General features: G+C 38.0%; 20 protein-coding genes. 8 read left to right on the top strand and 12 right to left on the bottom strand.

Features of this window, described 5'->3' with window-relative positions; all coding sequences use genetic code 11:
- Positions 1 to 39: 39 nt before the first annotated feature.
- Entirely contained in the window at positions 40 to 873 is an 834-nt protein-coding gene (locus AC0JIQ_RS05575) for a DMT family transporter (protein ID WP_474202886.1), read from the top strand.
- Between the two features lie 50 nt (positions 874 to 923).
- Here AC0JIQ_RS05575 and AC0JIQ_RS05570 read toward each other — a convergent pair whose 3' ends face one another.
- Entirely contained in the window at positions 924 to 2,108 is a 1,185-nt protein-coding gene (locus tag AC0JIQ_RS05570) for a porin (RefSeq protein WP_474202885.1), read from the bottom strand.
- Between the two features lie 687 nt (positions 2,109 to 2,795).
- Here AC0JIQ_RS05570 and AC0JIQ_RS05565 point away from each other — a divergent pair.
- The gene (locus AC0JIQ_RS05565) at positions 2,796 to 3,227 is read left to right on the top strand and encodes an SRPBCC family protein (protein WP_241281578.1); all 432 of its coding nucleotides are present in this window, start codon (positions 2,796 to 2,798) and stop codon (positions 3,225 to 3,227) included.
- Between the two features lie 312 nt (positions 3,228 to 3,539).
- Here AC0JIQ_RS05565 and AC0JIQ_RS05560 read toward each other — a convergent pair whose 3' ends face one another.
- From AC0JIQ_RS05560 to AC0JIQ_RS05530, 7 genes are all read right to left on the bottom strand, one after another.
- The gene (locus AC0JIQ_RS05560; protein ID WP_474202884.1) at positions 3,540 to 3,878 is read right to left on the bottom strand and encodes a hypothetical protein; all 339 of its coding nucleotides are present in this window, start codon (positions 3,876 to 3,878) and stop codon (positions 3,540 to 3,542) included.
- A 268-nt stretch (positions 3,879 to 4,146) separates the two neighbouring features.
- On the bottom strand, positions 4,147 to 5,514 hold the full coding sequence (locus AC0JIQ_RS05555; protein ID WP_474202883.1) for an ATP-binding protein: 1,368 nt from the start codon (positions 5,512 to 5,514) through the stop codon (positions 4,147 to 4,149).
- Positions 5,514 to 6,176, bottom strand: a complete 663-nt coding sequence (locus AC0JIQ_RS05550; RefSeq protein ID WP_474202882.1) for a response regulator — start codon at positions 6,174 to 6,176, stop codon at positions 5,514 to 5,516. The genes AC0JIQ_RS05555 and AC0JIQ_RS05550 overlap by 1 nt, the downstream gene beginning before the upstream one ends.
- A gap of 141 nt (positions 6,177 to 6,317) precedes the next feature.
- On the bottom strand, positions 6,318 to 7,625 hold the full coding sequence (locus AC0JIQ_RS05545; protein WP_474202881.1) for a TolC family protein: 1,308 nt from the start codon (positions 7,623 to 7,625) through the stop codon (positions 6,318 to 6,320).
- Positions 7,622 to 7,948 (bottom strand): DUF3240 family protein, encoded by a 327-nt coding sequence (locus AC0JIQ_RS05540; RefSeq protein WP_474202880.1) that lies wholly within the window; start codon positions 7,946 to 7,948, stop codon positions 7,622 to 7,624. Before AC0JIQ_RS05540 ends, AC0JIQ_RS05545 begins: the two co-directional genes overlap by 4 nt.
- Positions 7,941 to 11,024, bottom strand: coding sequence for an efflux RND transporter permease subunit (locus AC0JIQ_RS05535; protein ID WP_474202879.1), 3,084 nt, complete (start codon positions 11,022 to 11,024; stop codon positions 7,941 to 7,943). Before AC0JIQ_RS05535 ends, AC0JIQ_RS05540 begins: the two co-directional genes overlap by 8 nt.
- Positions 11,025 to 11,034: 10 nt before the next feature.
- Positions 11,035 to 12,273 carry an efflux RND transporter periplasmic adaptor subunit gene (locus tag AC0JIQ_RS05530; protein ID WP_474202878.1) on the bottom strand — a complete coding sequence of 413 codons (1,239 nt, stop codon included), beginning with the start codon at positions 12,271 to 12,273 and terminating at the stop codon, positions 11,035 to 11,037.
- A gap of 392 nt (positions 12,274 to 12,665) precedes the next feature.
- Between AC0JIQ_RS05530 and AC0JIQ_RS05525 the strand changes: the two genes are divergently transcribed.
- Complete coding sequence (locus AC0JIQ_RS05525) at positions 12,666 to 12,827, top strand: hypothetical protein (RefSeq protein ID WP_201775123.1); 162 nt, start codon at positions 12,666 to 12,668, stop codon at positions 12,825 to 12,827.
- A gap of 102 nt (positions 12,828 to 12,929) precedes the next feature.
- On the opposite strand, the gene uraH is transcribed toward AC0JIQ_RS05525, so the two are convergent.
- Both uraH and AC0JIQ_RS05515 read right to left on the bottom strand, forming a co-directional pair.
- Positions 12,930 to 13,331: a hydroxyisourate hydrolase gene (gene uraH / locus AC0JIQ_RS05520; protein WP_474202877.1), complete on the bottom strand. Its 402-nt coding sequence runs from the start codon at positions 13,329 to 13,331 to the stop codon at positions 12,930 to 12,932.
- A gap of 10 nt (positions 13,332 to 13,341) precedes the next feature.
- Positions 13,342 to 13,824 carry a GlcG/HbpS family heme-binding protein gene (locus AC0JIQ_RS05515; protein WP_151708062.1) on the bottom strand — a complete coding sequence of 161 codons (483 nt, stop codon included), beginning with the start codon at positions 13,822 to 13,824 and terminating at the stop codon, positions 13,342 to 13,344.
- Between the two features lie 106 nt (positions 13,825 to 13,930).
- Here AC0JIQ_RS05515 and AC0JIQ_RS05510 point away from each other — a divergent pair, with 106 nt between their 5' ends.
- The 3 genes from AC0JIQ_RS05510 to AC0JIQ_RS05500 all read left to right on the top strand — a co-directional run bounded on the left by AC0JIQ_RS05510 (position 13,931) and on the right by AC0JIQ_RS05500 (position 17,478).
- On the top strand, positions 13,931 to 14,602 hold the full coding sequence (locus AC0JIQ_RS05510) for a heavy metal response regulator transcription factor (RefSeq protein ID WP_474202876.1): 672 nt from the start codon (positions 13,931 to 13,933) through the stop codon (positions 14,600 to 14,602).
- Positions 14,599 to 15,978 (top strand): heavy metal sensor histidine kinase, encoded by a 1,380-nt coding sequence (locus AC0JIQ_RS05505; protein WP_474202875.1) that lies wholly within the window; start codon positions 14,599 to 14,601, stop codon positions 15,976 to 15,978. The genes AC0JIQ_RS05510 and AC0JIQ_RS05505 overlap by 4 nt, the downstream gene beginning before the upstream one ends.
- Positions 15,979 to 16,476: 498 nt before the next feature.
- Positions 16,477 to 17,478 (top strand): alpha/beta fold hydrolase, encoded by a 1,002-nt coding sequence (locus AC0JIQ_RS05500; protein WP_474202874.1) that lies wholly within the window; start codon positions 16,477 to 16,479, stop codon positions 17,476 to 17,478.
- Between the two features lie 263 nt (positions 17,479 to 17,741).
- Here the strand turns inward: AC0JIQ_RS05500 and AC0JIQ_RS05495 are convergent, their stop codons facing one another.
- Together AC0JIQ_RS05495 and AC0JIQ_RS05490 are read right to left on the bottom strand one after the other, a co-directional pair.
- On the bottom strand, positions 17,742 to 18,722 hold the full coding sequence (locus tag AC0JIQ_RS05495) for an NAD-dependent epimerase/dehydratase family protein (protein WP_050040421.1): 981 nt from the start codon (positions 18,720 to 18,722) through the stop codon (positions 17,742 to 17,744).
- 19 nt (positions 18,723 to 18,741) lie between these two features.
- Positions 18,742 to 19,404 (bottom strand): TetR/AcrR family transcriptional regulator, encoded by a 663-nt coding sequence (locus tag AC0JIQ_RS05490; RefSeq protein ID WP_046739703.1) that lies wholly within the window; start codon positions 19,402 to 19,404, stop codon positions 18,742 to 18,744.
- Between the two features lie 97 nt (positions 19,405 to 19,501).
- Here AC0JIQ_RS05490 and AC0JIQ_RS05485 point away from each other — a divergent pair, with 97 nt between their 5' ends.
- On the top strand, positions 19,502 to 20,566 hold the full coding sequence (locus tag AC0JIQ_RS05485) for an MBL fold metallo-hydrolase (protein ID WP_046739702.1): 1,065 nt from the start codon (positions 19,502 to 19,504) through the stop codon (positions 20,564 to 20,566).
- 17 nt (positions 20,567 to 20,583) lie between these two features.
- Positions 20,584 to 21,387 carry an SDR family NAD(P)-dependent oxidoreductase gene (locus AC0JIQ_RS05480; protein ID WP_474202873.1) on the top strand — a complete coding sequence of 268 codons (804 nt, stop codon included), beginning with the start codon at positions 20,584 to 20,586 and terminating at the stop codon, positions 21,385 to 21,387.
- Positions 21,388 to 21,616: the final 229 nt, after the last annotated feature.

The following is a 21,616-nucleotide window of genomic DNA, read 5'->3' as shown; positions in this document are numbered from 1 at the left end:
TCATGCACATTAGCAAGATCATGAATTAACAGGCAGCTTATGAGCACGGCAATATTTGGCCTTATTTTACTTGCAGCAACATGTCATGCCACATGGAATGCCATTGTAAAAGCGGGGACAAATAAATTTTTAACCACGGTACTGGTCACTGCATCCGCAGCAGTTTTAGCAGCACTCCTGTTGCCCTTTTTCCCCATGCCGCATCGCGAGAGCTGGCCTTATATTTTGGCCTCAACGGCAATACAGATTCTGTATTTTGGCATGGTGGCTAAAATCTATCGCGTTGCCGATATGGGCCTGACTTATCCCTTAATGCGTGGCACAGCACCACTGATTGTGGCTGTTTTAGGTACTTTGTTATTGCATGAACAACTGCAATTTAATGCATGGCTAGGCATCATCACCATTTCCGTTGGCATTTTATCAATGATTCTGGCTGCGCCCAAAACGGGACGCAAAGGTATTGGTCTGGCCTTAGTCAATGCCGTGCTGATTGCGGGCTATACCTTGCTAGATGGTCATGGCGTTCGCCTTGCAGGATCAGCCATTGCCTATATCCTCTGGAGTTTCGTACTCTCAGGACTGATCTTTTTTATCTTTGCCCTGAAAATGCAGTATCGTCAGATGGGTGAGTATTTTCGACATAATTGGCATTTAGGTTTAATTGGTGGAATCGCTTCTTTTTTCTCTTATGGTTTGGCACTGTGGGCAATGACACTTGTACCTGTTGCGATTGTTGCCGCACTAAGAGAAACCTCGATTTTATTTGCTACGCTGATTTCGATCTTTATTCTAAAAGAACGTATTAATGCGGTACGGATTATCTCCTCATGCATCATTTTAATTGGTGCTTTGATCTTAAGAACCGCCTAAACAAAAAGCCAGTCTATCGCAAACAGACTGGCTCATTTTCAACGCTGAGTTTAGAAATAATAACCCAAGGATAAATAGAACAATTTATTCCATTGATTGCTCTCACCTTGCGCCAATCCATCTGCACCACTGCCCGTCATTGGGTCATTGCGACTCCAGATATATTCCCCCTGTATGCCGACTTTTTTATAGTTAAAATATAGACCTGCGATTAAGCGATCCGAATCTTGATAGCCTGATTCATCTTTATAAAAACGACTATACGACACATAGGGTTTAATATTTTCTAACTGATGGAAAGGCTTAGCAAAGGTGTAGTTAATTTCATTGGCCATATATTTGCCTTTGTTGGCCACCTGATAGGGATAATCAAATGCACCAATGGTCGAACTTTTCGGTAAAAGATCATCTGCATTTTTAATGTCCTGCTCTCCTACCAAGAACAACCATTGCCATGCCTGATAATTGGTGGTGTTAAAAATGCTCCATGTACTACGATGTCCATCTTTATTGGTTCGGTTATTTTCCAATTCCGAATACCAGTAAGAGCCACCAATTTCCGTAGAGAAGTTCTGGGATTGATCTAGCTCAAACTTTCGGGATAAACGCGTCACCCACATATTCTTTTCATCAATATCGGTACCTTGGGTCAGATCATCTGCGCGCACAAAGTTACCGCTATAGCGGCTGGAATCCTTGGAAGTACCTTTATAATTTCCACCATCGGTCGGGTAAAAACCGAGAATGAAGTTATACAGATTGTCCTTAAACTGGTATTTCACCCCAAGGTTTTGAATGTCTTCCAATCCAACGGTATTGAGTAAAGTTTCATAATAGCTATTGCCCCAGAGTCGCCCAAAACCAAAATCAACCGATTGAAAACCGACTGTCAGGCGTTGCTGATCTGAAAATTTATAACCTGCCCAAGCATCTTTTAAAAACAGTGCATCACATAAGCGGTCATATTGGTAGCAACGCACATCCATTGATGCAATCCAGTCTGGGTTTTCATAACTCAAGACCGCCTTGATATCGGCCAGTTGCCAGTCATCATTTTTGGAACCTTCATTGGCCTCAACGATATAATCTTTGTGAATATAGCGGGTACGGATTGCGCCTGTCAGTTTCAGTTCACCCGCTTGCATTTTCGGGTCACCAATACTTAGATCAGCAGCTAAGATTGGCATATTTGCCAAGATACCGATTGAACCTAAGAGAAATATTGCTTTTTTCATTGTTGTACGTCCTTGTTTAACCTTATAAGAAAATGAAGAAATTCAAGGTGACAAACAACGGCTAAACTATAAAGTTGGTCTTTACGGAGTGTGTTTAATAATTTTTTCAATGAGCAAATATATAAGAAATAAGAGCACTATCATTAATGTTTTTTGATTATCAGGTGTATAAGCTTTGATCTGAAAAATAAAAGATTGGATCGCTGTGATCGGAAATCTTTGATCATCCACCTATATTTTTCCCAATAAACGTTTTATGATTATTTCAGTATAGTATTGAGCTTTATGCTTCCCTAGAGCAAGCAGTATATATAGATGAGTGAAGCCTCTTCTTTTAATTCCCCAGATATTTTTCATCAATTAATGCTTTAATTATTGCTACCATTTTATATTTCCTAAGCTTTTAGTTGTCTTTATTAAGTCTTATTTTTTATAATCTATAAATTTTTCTAAATATTTCAATTATTAATAAAATATTTTTTGAATTTTAAGTCTTATAGGCTGAAATTGTCTGGGGTTTCAGTTATCAATTGGGATATAAATTCATACTTATGAGAAATCGAATTATTTCAATAGCAAATACTATATCGAAAGACTCCGATGAAGTGTAATTCCCTAAGATTTTAAAGGGTGCTAATATCCAATTATGACAATAGCTCATGTCAAATTAACTTAAAGGATAATTCGATGCTAAAAACTCAACATATCAACATCATAAAAGAATTCGATGCACCCGTAGAAAAAGTTTTTGCAACCTTCAGCGAACATGAAAATTTGAACAAAATTTTTGCGCCAGCAAAAATTACGCGCATAAGTAATGGAAAAGACAGCCGTAATGGTGTTGGGTCAGCACGTAAAATGTCGATTCCTTTAGCACCTTCTTTTGTTGAAACAAACCTTGTTTATCAAGAAAACAAACTAATTGAATATGCTATCACTAGTGGTATTGCACCAATCAAAGCTCACCGTGGGATAATGAAATTCAGTGATTTAGGAAATAATCGTTCTCGCTTAGATTACAGTATTACCTTCAAAGGTCGTGTACCATTTATTGGTTCAATTATCAAAATTGCATTAGAAAATGGTATAAATCGTGGACTAAAAAAAATTAAAATCTAAGAATAAATTTTAACAGGGCTTTATTTATAAGCCCTTTTCATAATCTTATTATCACAGATTATTTTTGATGAAAAAAATTAAGAGGCTACCTTTAATATTTAACAATTTGATGAGGTGTAAAATAAGGATAAAAAACTCCCGTATTTACGAGAGCTTTTTGATAACTAGCGGAAAAAGTGATAGTTAAATCACACAACCAAGTACATGATAAATAAATATAAATTATATTATCTTTTGTATATATTTTTACCACAGAAAATTTTACCAATATTTTTTATGTTTTATCCCTAAAGCACTATCCATATTCCACCATTAGCGTACTTTCATAACTGCTTCAGATAAATAAGCCTTCTTCGTAGTTTTGTTCCACAAACAAAGCTCTTGACCCGTTTTGTTTTTCATATGGGCTTGCGGATATTGTCCCTGAATCAAGAGTGCTGAATATCCCACACGGTCATCAAATAAAATCATATTGCTTACTGGTTTGGCATTTTTAAACTGACTGGCTTTAACACAAGCCATTTTGACATTCTGATCATGTTTGCTCCATGCCTGTTCAGAACTTGCAAAAGTAACACTAGTTATAACAGAACTTGCCATAAGCCCCAAAATTAAAAAACATTTAAAAAAGATACCATGCTTTACTGTCATGAAACTTGTCCTATAAATTCCAATATATGGATTTATACTGAAACAGACTTTTAAGAGAATCTAGCTATTTATACATCTTGTAACAGCACTCATTCAGGATTACACATAACTTTGGAAAGTTGTTAATAATTAAAAATACAAATTAAATAAATTACTTAAAACCAGAAACCACCAAAACTATATTGAATATTTAATGGATAAAAGCCATAGCCTCTCAATCTACGTTTAAATGTTCAAAATAGATTTCATTTAGATGATTGTAAAACTTTTACACTCCAAATATTTTAGGACTGTTTAATTCGATTCTAATCACTGTTCCACCAGTCTTGTCTGCACGGCGTAGCTCAATTTTTCCGCCATAAGAATCGACTATTTGCTTAACAATTGATAAGCCTAAGCCACTGCCAATAACTAAACTATTCTGATTCACTCGATAAAACCTTTGAAATATCAGAGGTATCTGGTCTTCATCTAAACCGATACCATTATCCTCAATCTGCAAAAAACTATAATCTTCAAAACAGCCAGAGCTAATTTTAATGATAGGTTTACGCTCTTGAGTACGATATAGGATGGCATTTTCTAATAGATTACGAAACATAATTTCCAATTGATCCATTTGCGCTATTACAGGAGCAGAATCTAATTTTAATTCCAAATCAATTTGCGCCTGAACAAGCTGAAAATCCATTAAAGCAAGTGTATTTTGAATAATATTGACCAGATCAATTTTGCTGTCTATTTGTTGATTATTATGTTCAATCCGAGCCAAAGTCAGTAACTGTGTGATCATCCGAGAAGCCTTATCAATTCCAATCATGATGTCCTGCGCTGATTCTCTTGCTTCTTCGGTAGAACGTGCACTCAGCAAAACTTGTGCATGCATACGAATTGCAGCCAAAGGAGTACGTAACTCATGTGCTGCATTTGATGTAAAACGTTTTTCACGTTGCATGCTTTCCGCAATTTCAGTCAATAATGTATTTAATGAATTTACTAAAGGTTCAATTTCTTTGGGCACAATAGGGTTAATAGGTTTTAAATGTTCAATTGACTGCTTTTCTAAATTTTGACTGATATTAAATACAGTGGCCAAATGACTCCGAATAGTTCTTAAAATCAACCAAGATAATAATGGGAAAAAAAATGCTGAAACTACAATCAAAAATAGCAGCATATCTCTCTGGATATCCTGACGAATCGTCCAGACTTGAGCAATTTGTACTTGTATAGTATTGGTATTGTCCCAAACCGAATAACTACGATAGGTCTTATTGTGAATTTTAATCCAGCCAAAATTGACTTGCTGAACAAATGGACGAGTGTCCACACCAACTGAACGATAGATCAAATTTCCATTTTTATGCCAAATCTGGAATATAATTTGATTATAATGTTCCCCTTGAGCTTTCTCGATGACAGTATGATCAGGGACTCGCCCCTCTAGTGTACTTGATGTGGTTGAAAGTAAAGCATGAGCGGTTTCAGCTAATGATTTATCAAAAATACTGTTTGCCGCCCGCTGCATTCCCCAGTAGATACATCCTAAACTACCCACCCAGACACTAGTTGTAATCGCCAGTAAAATTAAGGATAAACGCCGAGTCAGTGAATAACTTCGAATTAAATTAGGCATCAGTAATTTTCATCCATGATATATCCAAAGCCTTGCACTGTACGAACGATATTTTTTCCAAGTTTGCGACGTAGATTATGAATATATACCTGTATCACATTACTGCTCACTTCTGCATCATAAGCATAGAATGAGTTTTCTATACTCTCTCGTGAAATAATTCGACCGCGATTAAGAATAAGCAGTTCAAGTAAGTGAAACTCTTTTTGGGTTAGTTCAACTTCAGTCTGATTAATAAATACCTGTTTAGCTGCTTGATTAATAGCAATATTGCCTATCTGAACAATATTACTAGCTTCACCTGATATACGACGTAATACAGCTTGAATCCTTGCAATAACTTCGTATAAATCATAAGGCTTAATAACAAAATCATCTGCACCGGCATCCAAACCTGCTATCCGCTCCTGAATTTTATCTTGAGCAGTCAAAATAATTACTCCTAGCTTATTCTTTTTACGCCGCACTGACTTTAAAATTTCTAATCCGTTTCTATCTGGCAAACCTAAATCCAGCAAAATAAATTGATAATCATAACTCGCCAAAAAATGGTAGGCTTGCTCCGCTGTAGTAGCGATATCAACTAAATAATTTTTCTGATCTAACCCTCTTGCTGTCGCCTTAGCCAATAAAGCATCATCTTCAACTAATAATATTCTCATGCCTGAATTAACCTCTCATTCTGCTACTTGCAAATCTATATTCTATTTTAGTGATATCAGTAGCCACGCTCATTCGGCAAAGAATGAATACCATCTGAATAACGACCACAAAAGATATTGATATATCAGTACTCGATTGTTTTAATCCACCTCATGATTCTCATGTAAAGGCCACAATTGATGTGAATTCAGCAATAGAAAACTCAAGCTTTCGGCATAATCAATTTTAGCTTGATCAATTCGACCACGTGCATCAACCAGCTGCTGTGAATGAAGTAACAGTTCATTTAAACTCAATTCGCCGAGCTTATATGCTTTTTGCATTAATCCATGTTGTTGCTGTAACCGTGCCAAATTCTGTTGGGCCTGCTCACTCCGCTCACTTGCCGAAGTCATTTGCGTGAACCAGTATTGCGTTTCCTGACGCAAACGGTTTTCTATTCGTCCAATCTCAAAATTAGCTTTTTGAGCCTCTGCAATGGCCATACCAGAAGCTATGCGAACTTGCCTACTGGCAAGTGGAATTGAAACGGTTACACTCATTAAGTTTTCAACACCAGACTGCTCACGACTATACCCAACTCCAACCGTAGGATTAGGTAGCCGATTGAGTTGCTCTCTTTTGACTAATGCATCTTGCTGAGCTGCTTGCATTTTGGCAAGTTCCAACTCATGGTTATCAGACAAAATACGCTGTATCCATTCAGTCTGTGTATATTCGAGTGGGTGAATTTTGATGACATCACTGCTCCAATGTTCTGGAATTTTTCCATGATAATCACGTGACAATAACTGCTGTGCTTGGTAGTAAGCGGTTTTAGCCTGCATATATTGTTCTTCGATTTGCCGCGATTCATTGCTGAGCAGCATCAGTTCCAATCGTGGAGCATCTCCAGCACGAATACGATGCTGGGTCATTTGCATATAGTTCTGTAATCTTGCTTGCTGTTCCTCTAAGCGCATCAATTGCAAAGCACTGCGCATATATACAAACCACTGATTCAGCAAAGTTTTAGCAACTTCATGTTTTGCATCTTCAAATTTTAATTCTGCAATACTCATCCCTCGTTGCGCCAAATCCTGATCCAGCTGGTATTTGCTCGGTAAACGAATCTGCTTTTCAACACCAAAGTTTGGCTCATAACTATTGGACTTGGTTTGATCATCTTGAGGATTGCTGTTACGAAGTTGCATACCTGCACGCACAGTCCAGGGTTGACCTAGTTTTAAGCCCTGTCCTGCAAAATTGGCATAGTCCTGATCTGCGATTGCCGACCGAACAGTTGGATGCCGTGACAAGCTTTGCTTAATCGCATCAAGCGGTGGCAAGATTTGATCTAATTCGGATTTTGCAGATACGATAGAAGTCATTATCATACAACAGCCTAGGCATAGTAAACGTATGGCTTTACCCAAAAAATGAGGTTGAGTCTTAATCTCTCGTTTCATTCGTTAACGCCTCCTTGACTGGCATAGCCTGATATCATTGTTGGTATTACCCAATAAAAACAGTCACTTGAATTAAATTTAATTTGAATATGGGCTAAAACTAGAGGTACATTTTCAAGAGGTAAAATCAACAGAATCAAATTACGCTCAGTCGCACCCTGAATTTTTTCTTGAATGTTGCGATAATGTTGGCGGCTACCGAAACCTTGTGCCGAGATACAGGTACATCCTGTCACAATGTCTGGAATGAGCCATAAGTGGCTCATTAATTCTTCCGCAATATCACTAGAGACGTTGATAGAGAGTTGGCACATTTCAGACATGAGTATCTCGCACTAAACCAAATTGTTTGAACAAATTAGGAAGTAAAATCAGCGTCAGTAAAGTGCAGGAAATTAACCCGCCAATTACCACGATCGCCAATGGACGTTGAATTTCAGCACCTGGCCCAGTGGTAAAGAGCAACGGAATTAAGCCCAAAGCAGCGATACTTGCAGTCATCATTACTGGACGTAAACGTCTCATCGCCCCCTCTCGAACCACTTCTTCAATTGCAACACCGCGTGAAATAAGTTGGTTAAAATAACCAATCATTACCAAACCATTCAGTACGGCAATCCCCATTAAGGCAATAAATCCGACTGAAGCAGGCACCGATAAATATTCACCAGTGATGGCCAAGGCTATAACTCCACCAATTAATGCAAAGGGAATATTCACAAAAACCAGTACTGCCTGACGAACAGACCCTAAAGTTGTAAAGAGCAGGAAGAAAATCATGGTCAACGCTGCTGGGACGACCAGCATCAGACGTGCTGCTGCACGTTGTTGATTTTCAAACTGTCCACCCCATTTCAATGAATAGCCGGCTGGTAATTTAACTTTCTGGGCAACTTGCTGTTTTGCTTCCTCAACAAAACCAACCAGATCCCGGTCACGCACATTGGCACGGACAACGGACATTCTTGAGGCATTTTCCCGGTCAATTTTGACGACGCCTTCAGTCTTGACCATTTCTGCTAAAGAGGACAACGGTACAGCAGCTGAGTTTGCAACAGGTAAATTCATGTTCGCGAGGTCAAAACTGGATTGTCCCAGACGCGGATCACCTTTCATCATTAATGGAACTGGTCGCCCCTGTTCAATAATCGAACTAATCTGCTGCCCTTCGATGAGCATTTTGAGTTGTGCCTGTATGCTTTGGCTATCTAGCTGATTGCGAACAGCCATATCACGACGAATACGTAATTCCTGATATTGCACTCCAGAATTTTCCAAAGTCATAACATCTTCGCTGCCTTTGATCCCTTGTAGCACAGTAGAGATTTGCTTAGATAGCTGATTCAACTGGTCTAAATCGGTACCAAAAATTTTGACAGCCAAATCTCCACGTACACCGGATAACATTTCTGAAGTCCGCATTTCGATCGGCTGACTAAAGGTAAGATTGACCCCAGGAACGTCGGCCAATACATGGCGAATCTTGGCTAAAATCTGCTCCTTACTTTGTCCCTGCCACTGATCTTGCGGTTTCAATATGATAAAGCTATCAGTTTCATTTAAGCCCATGGGGTCCAAACCAAGTTCATCCGATCCGGTTCTTGCCACAATGCGGGTCACTTCAGGAACTTGTTTTAAAATTCTTCTTTGAATGTCTAGATCAAGTGCAATTGAATTTTGTAGGCTGATCGATGGCATTTTTTCCAGCTGCAATATGGTGTCACCTTCATCCATGGTTGGCATAAAAGACTTACCAATGAGTGGAAAGATGAGTGCAGCAGCCACCAAAGCGCCTCCAGCCAAAGCATAAACACGTTTCGGATGGGCCAAGCTTGCATTTAACACCTTGCGATATGCCTGTTCCAGCTTGGCAACAATATACGGCGTGTGATGTGCTTGAGATTTCAAGAAATAAGAACACAGCACTGGAATAATCGTTAATGAAAAAATAAGTGAGCTCGACAATGCAAAGACAATGGTGAGCGCCACAGGAGAGAAAAGCTTCCCTTCTAGGCCTTGCAACGTCATCAATGGAATGAAGACCAGCATAATAATGATCATTCCTGCAGTCACAGGTACCGCCACCTCACAAACCGCGCGATAAATAACGTTCAACTGCGGCAAAAACGAACGATGTTTGGACTCGTGTGCATCGGCCAATTGCATTTCGATATTTTCCACCACAACAACCGCCGCATCGACCAGCAAACCAATGGCAATAGTTAAACCACCCAATGACATCAGGTTGGCACTTAATCCAAACTGACGCATCATTAAGAAAGTACTCAACGCAGATAAAGGTAAAATCGCGGCAACAACCAAAGCAGCCCTTAAATTGCCTAAAAACAACAGCAATAAAATCAGGACAAGTACAATCGCCTCGACTAAGGTTTTACTTACGGTATGAATAGCGCGATTCACCAGTTCACCACGGTCATAAAAAGGCTTGATCGAAACGCCCGAGGGTAAATTTTTCTCAATGTCATGCAAATGTTCACGCACACTTTGCACAACCTGACGAGCATTGGCGCCTTTTAAGGTAAGGACAATTCCTTCAACAGCCTCACCCTGACCATTTTCAGTTACCGCTCCGTAACGGGTAAGTGCACCTGTATGGACATCAGCCACATCTTTCACTTGCACCAGCGTCCCTTGATGATTGGAAACAATAATCTCGCCCAGTTCTTGCAAATTGGTGACACGACTATCACTACGAATCAGTAATGATTCTCCATTTTCATTCAAACGCCCTGCACCGTCACTTGCATTATTTAATTCAATTGCTTGTTTTAACTGATCAAGAGATAGACCTCTCGATGCTAAAGCATCTAGGTTGGGTGTCACTTCAAAGGTACGTGCCAAACCACCTAGGACATTGACATCCGCTACCCCTTCAATTTTTCTGAGCTGTGGACGGACGACCCGATCGAGCAAGGTTCGTTTTTCCATATCACTCATAGGGCCATGTAAAGTGAACATAAAAGATTCACCTAATGGCGTCGTCATCGGCGCAATCCCCCCAGAGGCATTGTCAGGCAAAGCTGGCATGACTCCAGTCAAACGTTCATTGACCTGTTGTCGAGCCCAATAAGGATCTGTCCCTTCTGCAAAATCTAGGGTAATGATTGCAATGGCATATTTAGATTGTGAACGTAGTACAGTTTGATGAGGGATTCCCAACATTTCCTGTTCTATCGGCACCACAATACGGCTTTCCACCTCTTCTGGCGTCATACCAGGAGATTTCATCACAATTTGAACCTGTGTGCTTGATACATCGGGAAAGGCATCAATCGGCAATTTGGTAAATGCCAAATAACCCGCAACACTAATCGCCATACCCAATAACAACATTAGGATTCGTTGACTCAGTGAAAATGCAATAATACGTTTTAACATGCGCCTAACCTCAATTCACCGCAGTGCTACTGCTGGCAGGTGTTGCCTGCTCTGCACCGAAACCTGACCAAACGGCTTTTAGACGTTCGACACCCTTCACAGCAACTTGAATTCTAGGTTTTAATGCATTTCCAATCACGTGACTTTGCTGCTGGTTCGCTCTCACCAATTCCACAGGCGTTGCCACGAAACCATTTTGATTTTTGACAAAAATGAAGTGCTTGTTATCTTTTAAAGTTAAGGCAGCACTCGGTATTACCCATGCAGTTTTTGTTGTCGGGTTATGGCTTTGAATATTCGCTTTAACAAATTGTTGTACTTTTAAACATTTATCCTTAGCCTGCATTTGGACTAGGACATTTTGAGATTGCGTATTGTCTGAAAGTGCTGGTGCAATTTGTTGTACCAATCCGGTAATTTCACATCCCTCAACTTTGACCAGATCGCCAATCTGGATATATTTGCTATCTGCTAAAGGGACTTGCAACATTAATTGCAAAGGTAGATCACTATTCACCAACTGACCCAGTACTGCGCCAGTTTCTACATATTGACCTACAGATACCTGTAAACTTTCTACACTGCTTCTGGCGGGACTTTTAACATACACCACGGGGTTCAGTCCCTGACTACTACTTCCTCCCATAAACTGCAACATACGTTGCTTGGCACTCAGATCAATATTCAGTCGTTGCGCTACATTCTTGGCTTCCTGTACACGTTTTTCAGCAATAATCCCTTCAGCGTATAAACTACGTTCACGTGCCAAATTTTGACTGGCCAATTGCAGTTGTGCACGAATTTGTAAAATATCATTTTGAATCTGAATTAAATCAGGGCTATGAATGGCCAGTACAGGACTATGGAGACTAACTTCGGCTAAAGGTTGTACCAATACCTGTTGAATTATCCCCGCTACAGGACTTGTTAAGACCACTTTACTTTGAGGTGACCACTGCGCTTGCCCCTGCAAACTCAGTGCGAGTTGTACTTCTCTTGTCGCTTGCCCTAAAGTTTGTAATTGAATATCTGCTTGTTGAATCTGTGTAGGCGAAATTAGAATCTGATTACCAGACACATCTATTGTTTCTGTTTGATTGTCGACTACATTCTGTGTCTTGGCTTTTTCCGCTTTACTTTTATTTAATTCCGAACTGCTCGCCCACCCAAGTCCTAAAATCATCAAGACCAATGTGCAAATACTGAGAAATATTTTTTTATTTCGTAATACGCTCACTTGTTGACTCACTGATCTATCCTCAAAAATATTTTTATCAGGATAAATTTAAGTTCTTAAGATCTAATTAAGTTTGGAAATTCAAGTTCTTCGGAACGTAAATAGTAATTCTCGGCTAATAATGAGTTCTGGATTATTTCTATAGAGGGCAGAAACTTGAAATGAGACAGCCTGTTCAATTCCTCCAAGAATCGATTGCTTTGCATGAATCAATACAAGGTCATACTCAGCCACAAAATTTTTTTCCTACACCATATTCTGGTGAAATACTTTCTGATATTTCATTAACAACAGATTTTGACAGCTATTGGGGTTCTATTTGTTGAAGTAGCAATGATAACTGCTGCTGATTTATTTAAAATTCAGTTCACTTCCAAAGCGTTCTTCTGTAAAAGATACTGTGAGTGTTTAATAACTTATTTACAACATTAAAATTATTTAATGATCAAGATGCCGAAATTCGACGTATTGCGGTGACTCATAGCTTAGGTCTAGTCAAATTCAAGATTGCCATTTCCAAAATACTAGAAAATTTCCAGCATGACATCAGCAATCAAGCTATGTAAATCAAGAATGGATAACGTACAACTAGCATTAAATGTTTAATTCAACGCTAGTGAATTTACTGTACGTGATAAGAAAAAATATCTATTTAACAATTTGATTTTCTAGTTACCGCGATAAGTTGAATAACCATAGGGACTGAGTAACAAAGGAATGTGATAATGTTTAACAGTTCCATCCACTTTAAAAATCACAGGAACTTCTGGAAAAAAGGTCTGTTGCTTTTGTTGATTGAACCAAGCCTCAGTTTTAAAGGTCACTTTGTAAATCCCTTTTTCCAACGCTTTGTTCTCAGGATATAGCGCAGTAATCCGCCCATTTTCACCTGTAAATTTCTGATTCAATTTAATCCACTGATCACCAGAGCTTTTTTCAAGAACAACTTCAACATTTACTGAAGGTAAACCATTTTCCAAATTAAGAACATGGACACTTAATGGGTTCGGTTCAGCAAATGCCGCTGAACTGAATAAGATGAGCGAATAAGGTAAGATTTTCTTTAACATCATAAACTCCTCACAGATTTTTCAATATTTGAATGGCTGATGTAGCACAGTAATCATCGTTTTTAGCACCGCCTGCTCCAGCAACGCCAATCGCTCCGACCACTTGATTTTGGTATCGAATAGGTAATCCACCGCCCAATAACAGCAGCTTAGAAACGGTGGTCAAATTTTTTGCATCAGGATTGCTATTTGCTGTTTGACTCAAAGCCAAGGTCGCTGTTTTCGTTGATAATGCTGTAAATGCTTTTTGCTCTGCAGCATCTAAATTGTGTGGACCCACCGACTCATGGCGGTGTGCATAAAGCGTATTACCACCTTGATCAACAACTGCGACTGCAATATTTTGCTGAATGTTTTTGCATACGCGCTCAGCTTCATTGACTAATACTTTGGCTGTTTGAAGATCCAATGAATAAACTTGCTTCAACTCCATAGAGTGTGCAACAGTGCTACTGAACAGTAACGTTAAACCAAGAATTTTAAGCTTACTCATATTGATTCCTGCCTGATATGCTTTGAAAATCTTAAACAAATCCATTCCGCCACAGCATGACAATCACATTACAAAATTGTCATGTTCACAAAGAGTCTGAACAAAAATGTGTATTCTGATTATCGAAGATGAAACGAAGATCGCGTCTTATTTAGTAAAAGGCTTGATTGAGTCAGGCTATACAGCGGAGTGCGTCCATTCAGGACTAGAAGGTTTGGAAAGATTAAAAATGAAATCCTATTCTTTGGTGATTTTAGATGTCATGTTGCCTGATCTCGATGGCTGGGATGTATTGAAAATACTTCGCCAATTTTCTAAGGTTCCCGTGATATTTCTAACTGCAAAGGATCAGATTTTAGATCGTGTCAAAGGCTTAGAACTAGGTGCAGATGATTATTTAGCAAAACCATTTTCCTATATCGAATTACTTGCTCGCATCAAAAGTCTTTTAAGGCGCCAACAATATAATCAAGAAAATGAGCTCTCGATTGCTTCATTAAAGATGGATTTAACACAACACAAAGTTTGGCGAGAAGATACATTAATCGACCTTAGTAAGAAGGAATTTAACCTACTTCGATTTATGCTTCTGTATCAAAATGAAATTATTACGCGCCGCCAAATTGCATCAGAAGTTTGGAATATTAACTTTGATACAGATACTAACTTTATCGATGTTGCTGTACGTCGCTTACGCAGCAAAATTGATGATGGACATGATTTAAAGTTAATTCATACGATTCGGGGCTTAGGTTATAAGCTATCGGTTCAAGCATGATGAATCATATCTTTCGCTCATTAGAATTGAGACTCACTCTACTGGTGACTTTTTGCAGCGCTCTCGTTTTATGCGTAGTGGCAATGATTAGTTATGTTGGGATTAATCAAATTTTAATTATCCAACAAGATCGTGCTCTGACGGACCGAATTGAACGACTCGAAATACTTCTACAAGATAGTGAAAATATAAATCAAATTGTTGCTCGTCCTAAGCTCTATCAAAATATGTTAGGCAACCAAGATAACTTGTTTATTTTAATGGATCATAATCAACGTCTAATTGATATTAATCCCTTAAATATTCCCCTTCCCAAATTGGCAACCTCAAGCAGCATCCAATTTACAGATTTGACTCAGACCGAACACCCAACACGCTTGTCATGGAAAACGATCAACATTCATCAAAAGCCTTATGTGCTCATTGCGGGCAAGCAATGGTCTGAACGTCTCAATATTCTTGAGCCATTCCGTAACGGTTTATTGGTTTCAGTGAGCATCGGGGTTGTACTGATTTTTATATTATCTGCTCTGGCTAGCCATTTTGGACTCAGTACTTTAAGAAAACTGCAACAACAAACTCAGGCAATCAATGTCCATCAATTGCAGCAAAGAATTCAGCTTGATCAAGCTCCCTCAGAAATTGAACAACTGACAGTAGACATCAATACCATGCTGAACCGAATTGAAATCGGATACCAGCAACTCAACCGATTCTCAGAAGACATTGCACATGAATTTCGTACTCCACTCAATAACCTGATTGGACAAACGGAAATCATGCTCATGGGTGAGCGTACAGATGAGCAATACAAAGAACTGCTGTATTCAAATTTAGAAGATTACCAACGCCTAAAACGTATGATTGATAGTATGCTCTTTCTTGCACGTGCGGATCGTCAGATGGTGATGTTAAATAAACAATGGGTCGATTTACCCAACTTGGTTGAGACGATTTGTGACATTTTTGAGCATCAAGCCGAAGAACAAGCTTGCCAGTTTCTTTTGCAGTTAGAACAAACCCAAATATTGGCTGATCCAGAATTACTACAACGAGCACTTTATAATTTAATTTCGAATGCACTGACACATGGTGGTTTGCAACGTCAGATCTATATTGGCAGTCGAAACAACAAAAAAAATGAACCAAGCTCCACGACTAGTTTATATGTGATCACCAGTGATACGAGCATTGCAAACGAGCATCTTGATTCTCTGTTTGAACGCTTTTATCAATGTATTTCTAGCCGCCATCAAAGCAGCCAAACTGGAGGTCTTGGTTTATCCATCGTTGCCTCAATTATGACCCTTCATCAAGGTGAATATTTGGCTTACAACACTCCAGATGGTATTTGCTTTGAGCTCATTTTTCCTTAATTTTCTGAGATTTAGTTATCAAAAAACATTAAATATATCTTTATTTATTTTCAAAAATTGACTTCCTAACTGTCTTCCATCAATCCAAAAATCAGTGATGTCATAGTGATTTTCTTGCTGATAATTTCCTAACGTTTTACTTTATCCAACCATCTGGTTAGCTGAGAAAATTGCTTCCTGAAAGTTAGTGCAACAACATAATGTTGAATCTAGCTAGTAAAGCAGCGTTTGATAACTTGCCGTGATATTTTGATTTTACTCATGACCAAACATGAATTTAATAATGGTCATATTAGCAACTCTAGTGATTCAAATTGTCATTGCCTTTATTTAATCACTTTAATAATTTGAGATAGGATTTTTTGTAGCAAGTATCTTGTTGAATTAATTAAAAACCATATTTCCTATATGTTACATGTTCAAATCATAATTTGGTTATTCAACTACACACACGAGAAGTAATTAATTTAGCCAAAATAAATTGGGGGCAACAAAACGATGAGTAAAAATGAATTAGGAACTGTTTTGAATCAGCCCACTATTGATGTTAAAAAATTATATCAACAATGGGGAGTGTCAACTCCTTGGCGTTCAACAGGTAGATTCGAACCTTTACAGATATTTACTGGTAAGCTTTTGTATCGTCAAACCTTATACAATGAAAGTAGATTTTATGGATTTAAACTTCACCATCATCAAATTGACGGCTTCCAAGTACATTGGTTAAGTAATAAAAAAAATAAGAAATCAAAGGGATCAATATTGTTAATTCATGGATTAAGTGCGGATAAATCACATTGGGTGCGATTCGCGCGTTATCTTGCTAAGGACTATCATGTGATCATTCCTGATTTACCTGCACATGGTCAGACTGGCTATTTATCAAATGCTGATTACAGTGTGGAGAGACAAGCTCGACGAATGATCGAGTTATTGGATCATTTAGGTATAAATCAAGTTCACGTACTTGGAAATTCAATGGGAGGTTTTATAAGCATTTTCATGGCTCACAAATGGTCTCATCGAATAGCTAGCTTAGGACTTGTAAATTCTGCGGGTTTAAAACCAAGAACTCACAGTGTATTGGAAGCAGCATTTCATGGAGCTAAAAATCCATTTATTGTAAATTCAGTTTCAGAATTTAATGACTTATTATCATTAGCTGCATCAAAGCAGCAATGGATGCCCTATTCTGTAAGATTAATGCTTGCTAAGCAGTTAGCTGATCGACGAGAGCGCTTGTTTAAATTATCTTTACAAGTAATGCAGGAAATAACTGAGTTTAATTGCGCAGAGAAAAGTAAAGATGCTTTTAAGATGTCAACACTTGTAATTTGGGGTGAAGAAGACAAATTACTTGATGTAGATATGTTAGAGCATTTTGTTGAGATTATTCCACATGCCCATTCAGTGAAATTACCTAATACTGGCCATATGCCAATGCTTGAATGTCCTAAGATAGCAGCAAAGCATTATAAAAGATTCATTAATACTTTATAGCATCCATTCTGATGATCAGATATGAATAACTTTGCCAAACCTTTAAGGTAGAATTCAGCTGTATGAAATGAACAATTAGAGAGCAATGAGTAACCATAAATTTATAAATAAATTTCGAGCATAAAAAACCACGTTGGGAAAACGTGGTTGAGGTGTCACTTTGCTTAAAGTGTTATGATCATATACTTCAGTTAATTTAAAAACCCTTATTGAAACTATATTTAAAAACTCATCTTAAATCATTATTATAAATAATAATTTATTTATAAAAATTTAGTATCTCGTAACCATTTTTCAGTTAAAAGCATTCCCTCAACAAGATTAATTTTGGGTTCATAACCGACCTGAGTTCGAATTTTATCAATTGAATAGCCGCTGTTTCTTGTTAACATTGCAAGAGAGCTGCTACTAATTTCTGTGTTTTGTTTCAGTATATTTGATAATAGCCATTCACTGCTTTTTGTTAATCTTTTAGCTAAACCCGTTTCCAATAAAATTGGCCTTCCTTTTTTCCCTGCCCATCGCCAATGATGACTAAAGAAATCCAAACAGCTCACATCTACCCCGTCAGTGATATTATAAATCTGTCCTGATGTTTGAGGCTGTGTCGCTACTCCTAAAATTCCATCCAATAAATTATCGATGTAAACAGGACTAAAAATTCCCTGACCTTTTGCAGGTAAAATAAATTGATTTTTTTTAATAAGTGAAAGCGGGATAGTGACCCAAGGTCTAGAACCTGGTCCGTATACATCTCCTGGACGAATAATACTACACCCTATTTCGCCGCTACTATGTGCAGCAAGTGCTGCATGTTCACTCGCAGCTTTGGCATCACAATATGAATGCCCTGTAAGTAAACAGATATCATCCGTTTCAGATCTTTGGCTATTAAAATCTAAGCCATAAGCTGCAATAGATGAAAGATGAATTAGGCGTGTACTATCTCCTAATACAGCGGCTTCAACAACTTTGCGCACACTTCCAACACTGACTTTGCGATATAACTCTGGGCTTGCTGTATTTGACACAACAGCTGCTGTATGAATCACTAACTCACAGCCTTTAGCAAGTTTTTGCCATTCACCTGAGTCAGCTACATTGCCAGAATGAATATTTAATTCAGGCTTACTATTTAAATCAACACCGATGACCTCACTCCCTAACTCACGGAATCTATTGGCAATAGAATGCCCAATAAATCCACCAGCACCAGTAATGAACACTTTTTTAGGTATATTCATAAAACTCCATTTTAATTATCTACAATGACATATCAGTTCCAATACCCTGAAAAAGCGTATTAAAAGCAAAAATCATTTCTTCCATTAATTGCTCTAAACTTAAAGCTCTATTCACTAACCAGTCTGCCATCAACTCATTAATACCACCGACAATAGCTATTGCTAACCAATGATAATTCCGTTTGGGCAACTGCTTTTGTATAACGAGTGCATCCATAAAGGTCTCTACATGAGAAGCAATTTTATAGATGACCTCTCGACGTCGTCTTTCAATTAGCTCACTAGCACCAACAACTTCGATAACGCCAATTTGTGCACGACGCGTATCTTTTAAATAGTGATGTACTAAAGCCTGAATTAACCCCTCCATGCGTTGATTCAAAGTTTGATATTCGGTCATCATCGCTGTGAGCAAACCCAACTCTAACTCCTCAATCATTTGATTATATAAGGCCAGTAATAAAGCTTCTCGACCATCAAACAATTGATAAAAGTGGCGCGTTGTTACTTTGGACTCAGCACATAATGCTTCGATTGTTGTATTGGCATAACCCTGCTTAGAAAACAGTTCTAAAGCTGCATCTAACAACCGTTCTCGTCTTTCTAAAACTCTTTCATCGGCATTTTTTTTACCATAAACACGCTTAACCTTTGATTCAGATGATATTTTTAAATTTGACAAGAAATCTTTCCTAAATTATATTTCCATTAACAAACAAAGACAAGTTTTAAAACTGATCTTTGAACCGAATTACAAACGACCGAATAAGGATATTAGCATGAGCATTATTGCTCCATTTTCACATTTCAATGGTACTCGTGATGCGATACGCCCTTTAGAACGTATTGATAATATTCGTGAAGCGGCAAAAGACTTCAGAAAAACAATGCTATCTAATCCGAAGGTGTTATTTTATAAAACATTTGAACTAATTCGAGTTCCTTATCCTTCAAAGTATGCTTATTTGAATGCATTCAATTTACCTACTCCATTTGTACATCTATGTAATAAACTTTTTGTCATTCAATTCTCAAGTGACGAAGGTATTAAAACGCTTTTAGTAAGTCCATCTGACTGGGAAAATCAACGCGACACTCCATTTTTTGCACAACTTGATCAAAGCGCTGGGCCTCTGTCAAAACCTATGGAGCGTGTGGTAATTAAGGAAACAAATACTGTTTTAGGTGTGTTGCAACAGGTCGGATTAAAACCCGAAGATATTGATTATATTAGCTATGATCATTTACATACACAGAATGTCTCACGCTGGCTAGGCGGAAATGGTCATAAAGCATTATTTCCAAATGCTAAATTATTAGTGATGAGAGAAGAATGGGAAAGCACACTTGCGCTATTACCTTGGCAAAATCAATGGTACTGCCCTGAGAATATTCAAGGAATTTCCTTAGATAGAGTTTTACTTTTAGATGACAGTGTTTTTTTAGGGGATGGCTCTGTCGCAATTATGCGGACTAAAGGTCATACAGAAGGAAATCACTCAATCGTTGCACATACTGATCAAGGTTTATTAGTAACTTCTGAAAATGGTGTAAGTATGGATTCCTACTCTCCTCTTTACTCACGTATATCAGGTCTAGCAAATTTTGCAAAAACGACTGGAGCTGAAGTTATTATCAACGGTAATACTCTCGAATGTGGTAATGATCAATATCTATCAATGATTCAAGAAAAAGAGGTTGCAGGTCGTTGGCCTAAGGACGAACGTTTTTACAATATGGCACTCTCATCTGAGTCAGATGGTTTTTGGTTATTCCCTGGTACAACCCCAACTGTGCGCATGGGTGATTTAGAGTTTGGTCACTTAACTCTTCCGAAAAGATAATAAAAAAGGATGATCAAATGAGTAAGGTATTTCTTATTACAGGTGCAGCTTCAGGGATTGGACTGGCTTTAAGCCATCGTCTTTTAGAAAATGGCCATCAAGTATGCGTCTGCGATATTAATTTTGAAAGCTTACACAATCTGTATAAAAGTTATAGTTCAAAGCAGATATTAATACAGAAGTTAGATGTGCGCGATTTTGATAATTGGCAAAAAACTATCAATCAAGTTCTAATGAAATGGAACAAACTTGATGTTTTATGCAATGTGGCGGGTGTCTTAAAAGAAAATTGGGTTATTGATAGCTTGCCACAAGAAGTCGATTTACACTTTGATATTAATCTTAAAGGTACAATATTGGGTACTCAATCTGTTCTACAAACGATGAAAGCCCAAGGTAGCGGACATATCATAAATATTGCATCTCTAGCAGCTTTATCGCCTGTGCCAGGATTATCTCTATATAGCGCAAGTAAATTTGCAGTGCGTAGTTACTCAATAGCAGCAGGAATGGAGTTAGCTGAATTAGGGATATCTGTCACTGCAATTTGTCCAGATGCAGTACAGACTCCCATGTTAGATCAGCAAAAAGATAAAGTACAAGCTGCCTTAACCTTTTCAGGTCCTCGTGCCTTAACCGTTGATGAAGTAGTAGATGCAATTGTAAATGTCGCTTTGGTCAAAAAACCGTTGGAAATTATACTTCCACAGATGCGTGGTATTTTGGCTAAACTTGCAAACTCATTTCCATCTGTTGCAGCGACACAAATGAACACTTGGCGTAGAAAAGGTATCAAACAACAGCTTCAAGAAAAAAAATAGCAATATTAATACAGTTGGAAGCTTATTGCCTTCAACTGTATTTAATTCAAAGAGTGCTCTTACTACTGTAATACTTTTTAGATCTCCATTAAGTTAAATAAAATCATAATTTTTGATGTTTTATGATTTAGATTTATCGTCGTTAAACTCTTCAACAATATCTCCCCTTACTAAATTCGCACCTCAAAGCTAGCATTATCCAACGCCCTGCAATCTTACATACTCTAAA

Source organism: Acinetobacter sp. FB (genome assembly GCF_056033405.1).
This window is presented reverse-complemented; position numbering and strand designations above follow the sequence as displayed.

Excerpts from the sequence above, each read along its gene's own strand:
- AC0JIQ_RS05575 (WP_474202886.1), top strand. The coding sequence starts at position 40 with ATGAGCACGGCAATATTTGGCCTTATTTTACTTGCAGCAACATGTCAT.
- AC0JIQ_RS05570 (WP_474202885.1), bottom strand. The coding sequence starts at position 2,108 with ATGAAAAAAGCAATATTTCTCTTAGGTTCAATCGGTATCTTGGCAAAT.
- AC0JIQ_RS05565 (WP_241281578.1), top strand. The coding sequence starts at position 2,796 with ATGCTAAAAACTCAACATATCAACATCATAAAAGAATTCGATGCACCC.
- AC0JIQ_RS05560 (WP_474202884.1), bottom strand. The coding sequence starts at position 3,878 with ATGACAGTAAAGCATGGTATCTTTTTTAAATGTTTTTTAATTTTGGGG.
- AC0JIQ_RS05555 (WP_474202883.1), bottom strand. The coding sequence starts at position 5,514 with ATGCCTAATTTAATTCGAAGTTATTCACTGACTCGGCGTTTATCCTTA.
- AC0JIQ_RS05550 (WP_474202882.1), bottom strand. The coding sequence starts at position 6,176 with ATGAGAATATTATTAGTTGAAGATGATGCTTTATTGGCTAAGGCGACA.
- AC0JIQ_RS05545 (WP_474202881.1), bottom strand. The coding sequence starts at position 7,625 with ATGAAACGAGAGATTAAGACTCAACCTCATTTTTTGGGTAAAGCCATA.
- AC0JIQ_RS05540 (WP_474202880.1), bottom strand. The coding sequence starts at position 7,948 with ATGTCTGAAATGTGCCAACTCTCTATCAACGTCTCTAGTGATATTGCG.
- AC0JIQ_RS05535 (WP_474202879.1), bottom strand. The coding sequence starts at position 11,024 with ATGTTAAAACGTATTATTGCATTTTCACTGAGTCAACGAATCCTAATG.
- uraH (WP_474202877.1), bottom strand. The coding sequence starts at position 13,331 with ATGTTAAAGAAAATCTTACCTTATTCGCTCATCTTATTCAGTTCAGCG.
- AC0JIQ_RS05515 (WP_151708062.1), bottom strand. The coding sequence starts at position 13,824 with ATGAGTAAGCTTAAAATTCTTGGTTTAACGTTACTGTTCAGTAGCACT.
- AC0JIQ_RS05510 (WP_474202876.1), top strand. The coding sequence starts at position 13,931 with ATGTGTATTCTGATTATCGAAGATGAAACGAAGATCGCGTCTTATTTA.
- AC0JIQ_RS05505 (WP_474202875.1), top strand. The coding sequence starts at position 14,599 with ATGATGAATCATATCTTTCGCTCATTAGAATTGAGACTCACTCTACTG.
- AC0JIQ_RS05500 (WP_474202874.1), top strand. The coding sequence starts at position 16,477 with ATGAGTAAAAATGAATTAGGAACTGTTTTGAATCAGCCCACTATTGAT.
- AC0JIQ_RS05495 (WP_050040421.1), bottom strand. The coding sequence starts at position 18,722 with ATGAATATACCTAAAAAAGTGTTCATTACTGGTGCTGGTGGATTTATT.
- AC0JIQ_RS05485 (WP_046739702.1), top strand. The coding sequence starts at position 19,502 with ATGAGCATTATTGCTCCATTTTCACATTTCAATGGTACTCGTGATGCG.
- AC0JIQ_RS05480 (WP_474202873.1), top strand. The coding sequence starts at position 20,584 with ATGAGTAAGGTATTTCTTATTACAGGTGCAGCTTCAGGGATTGGACTG.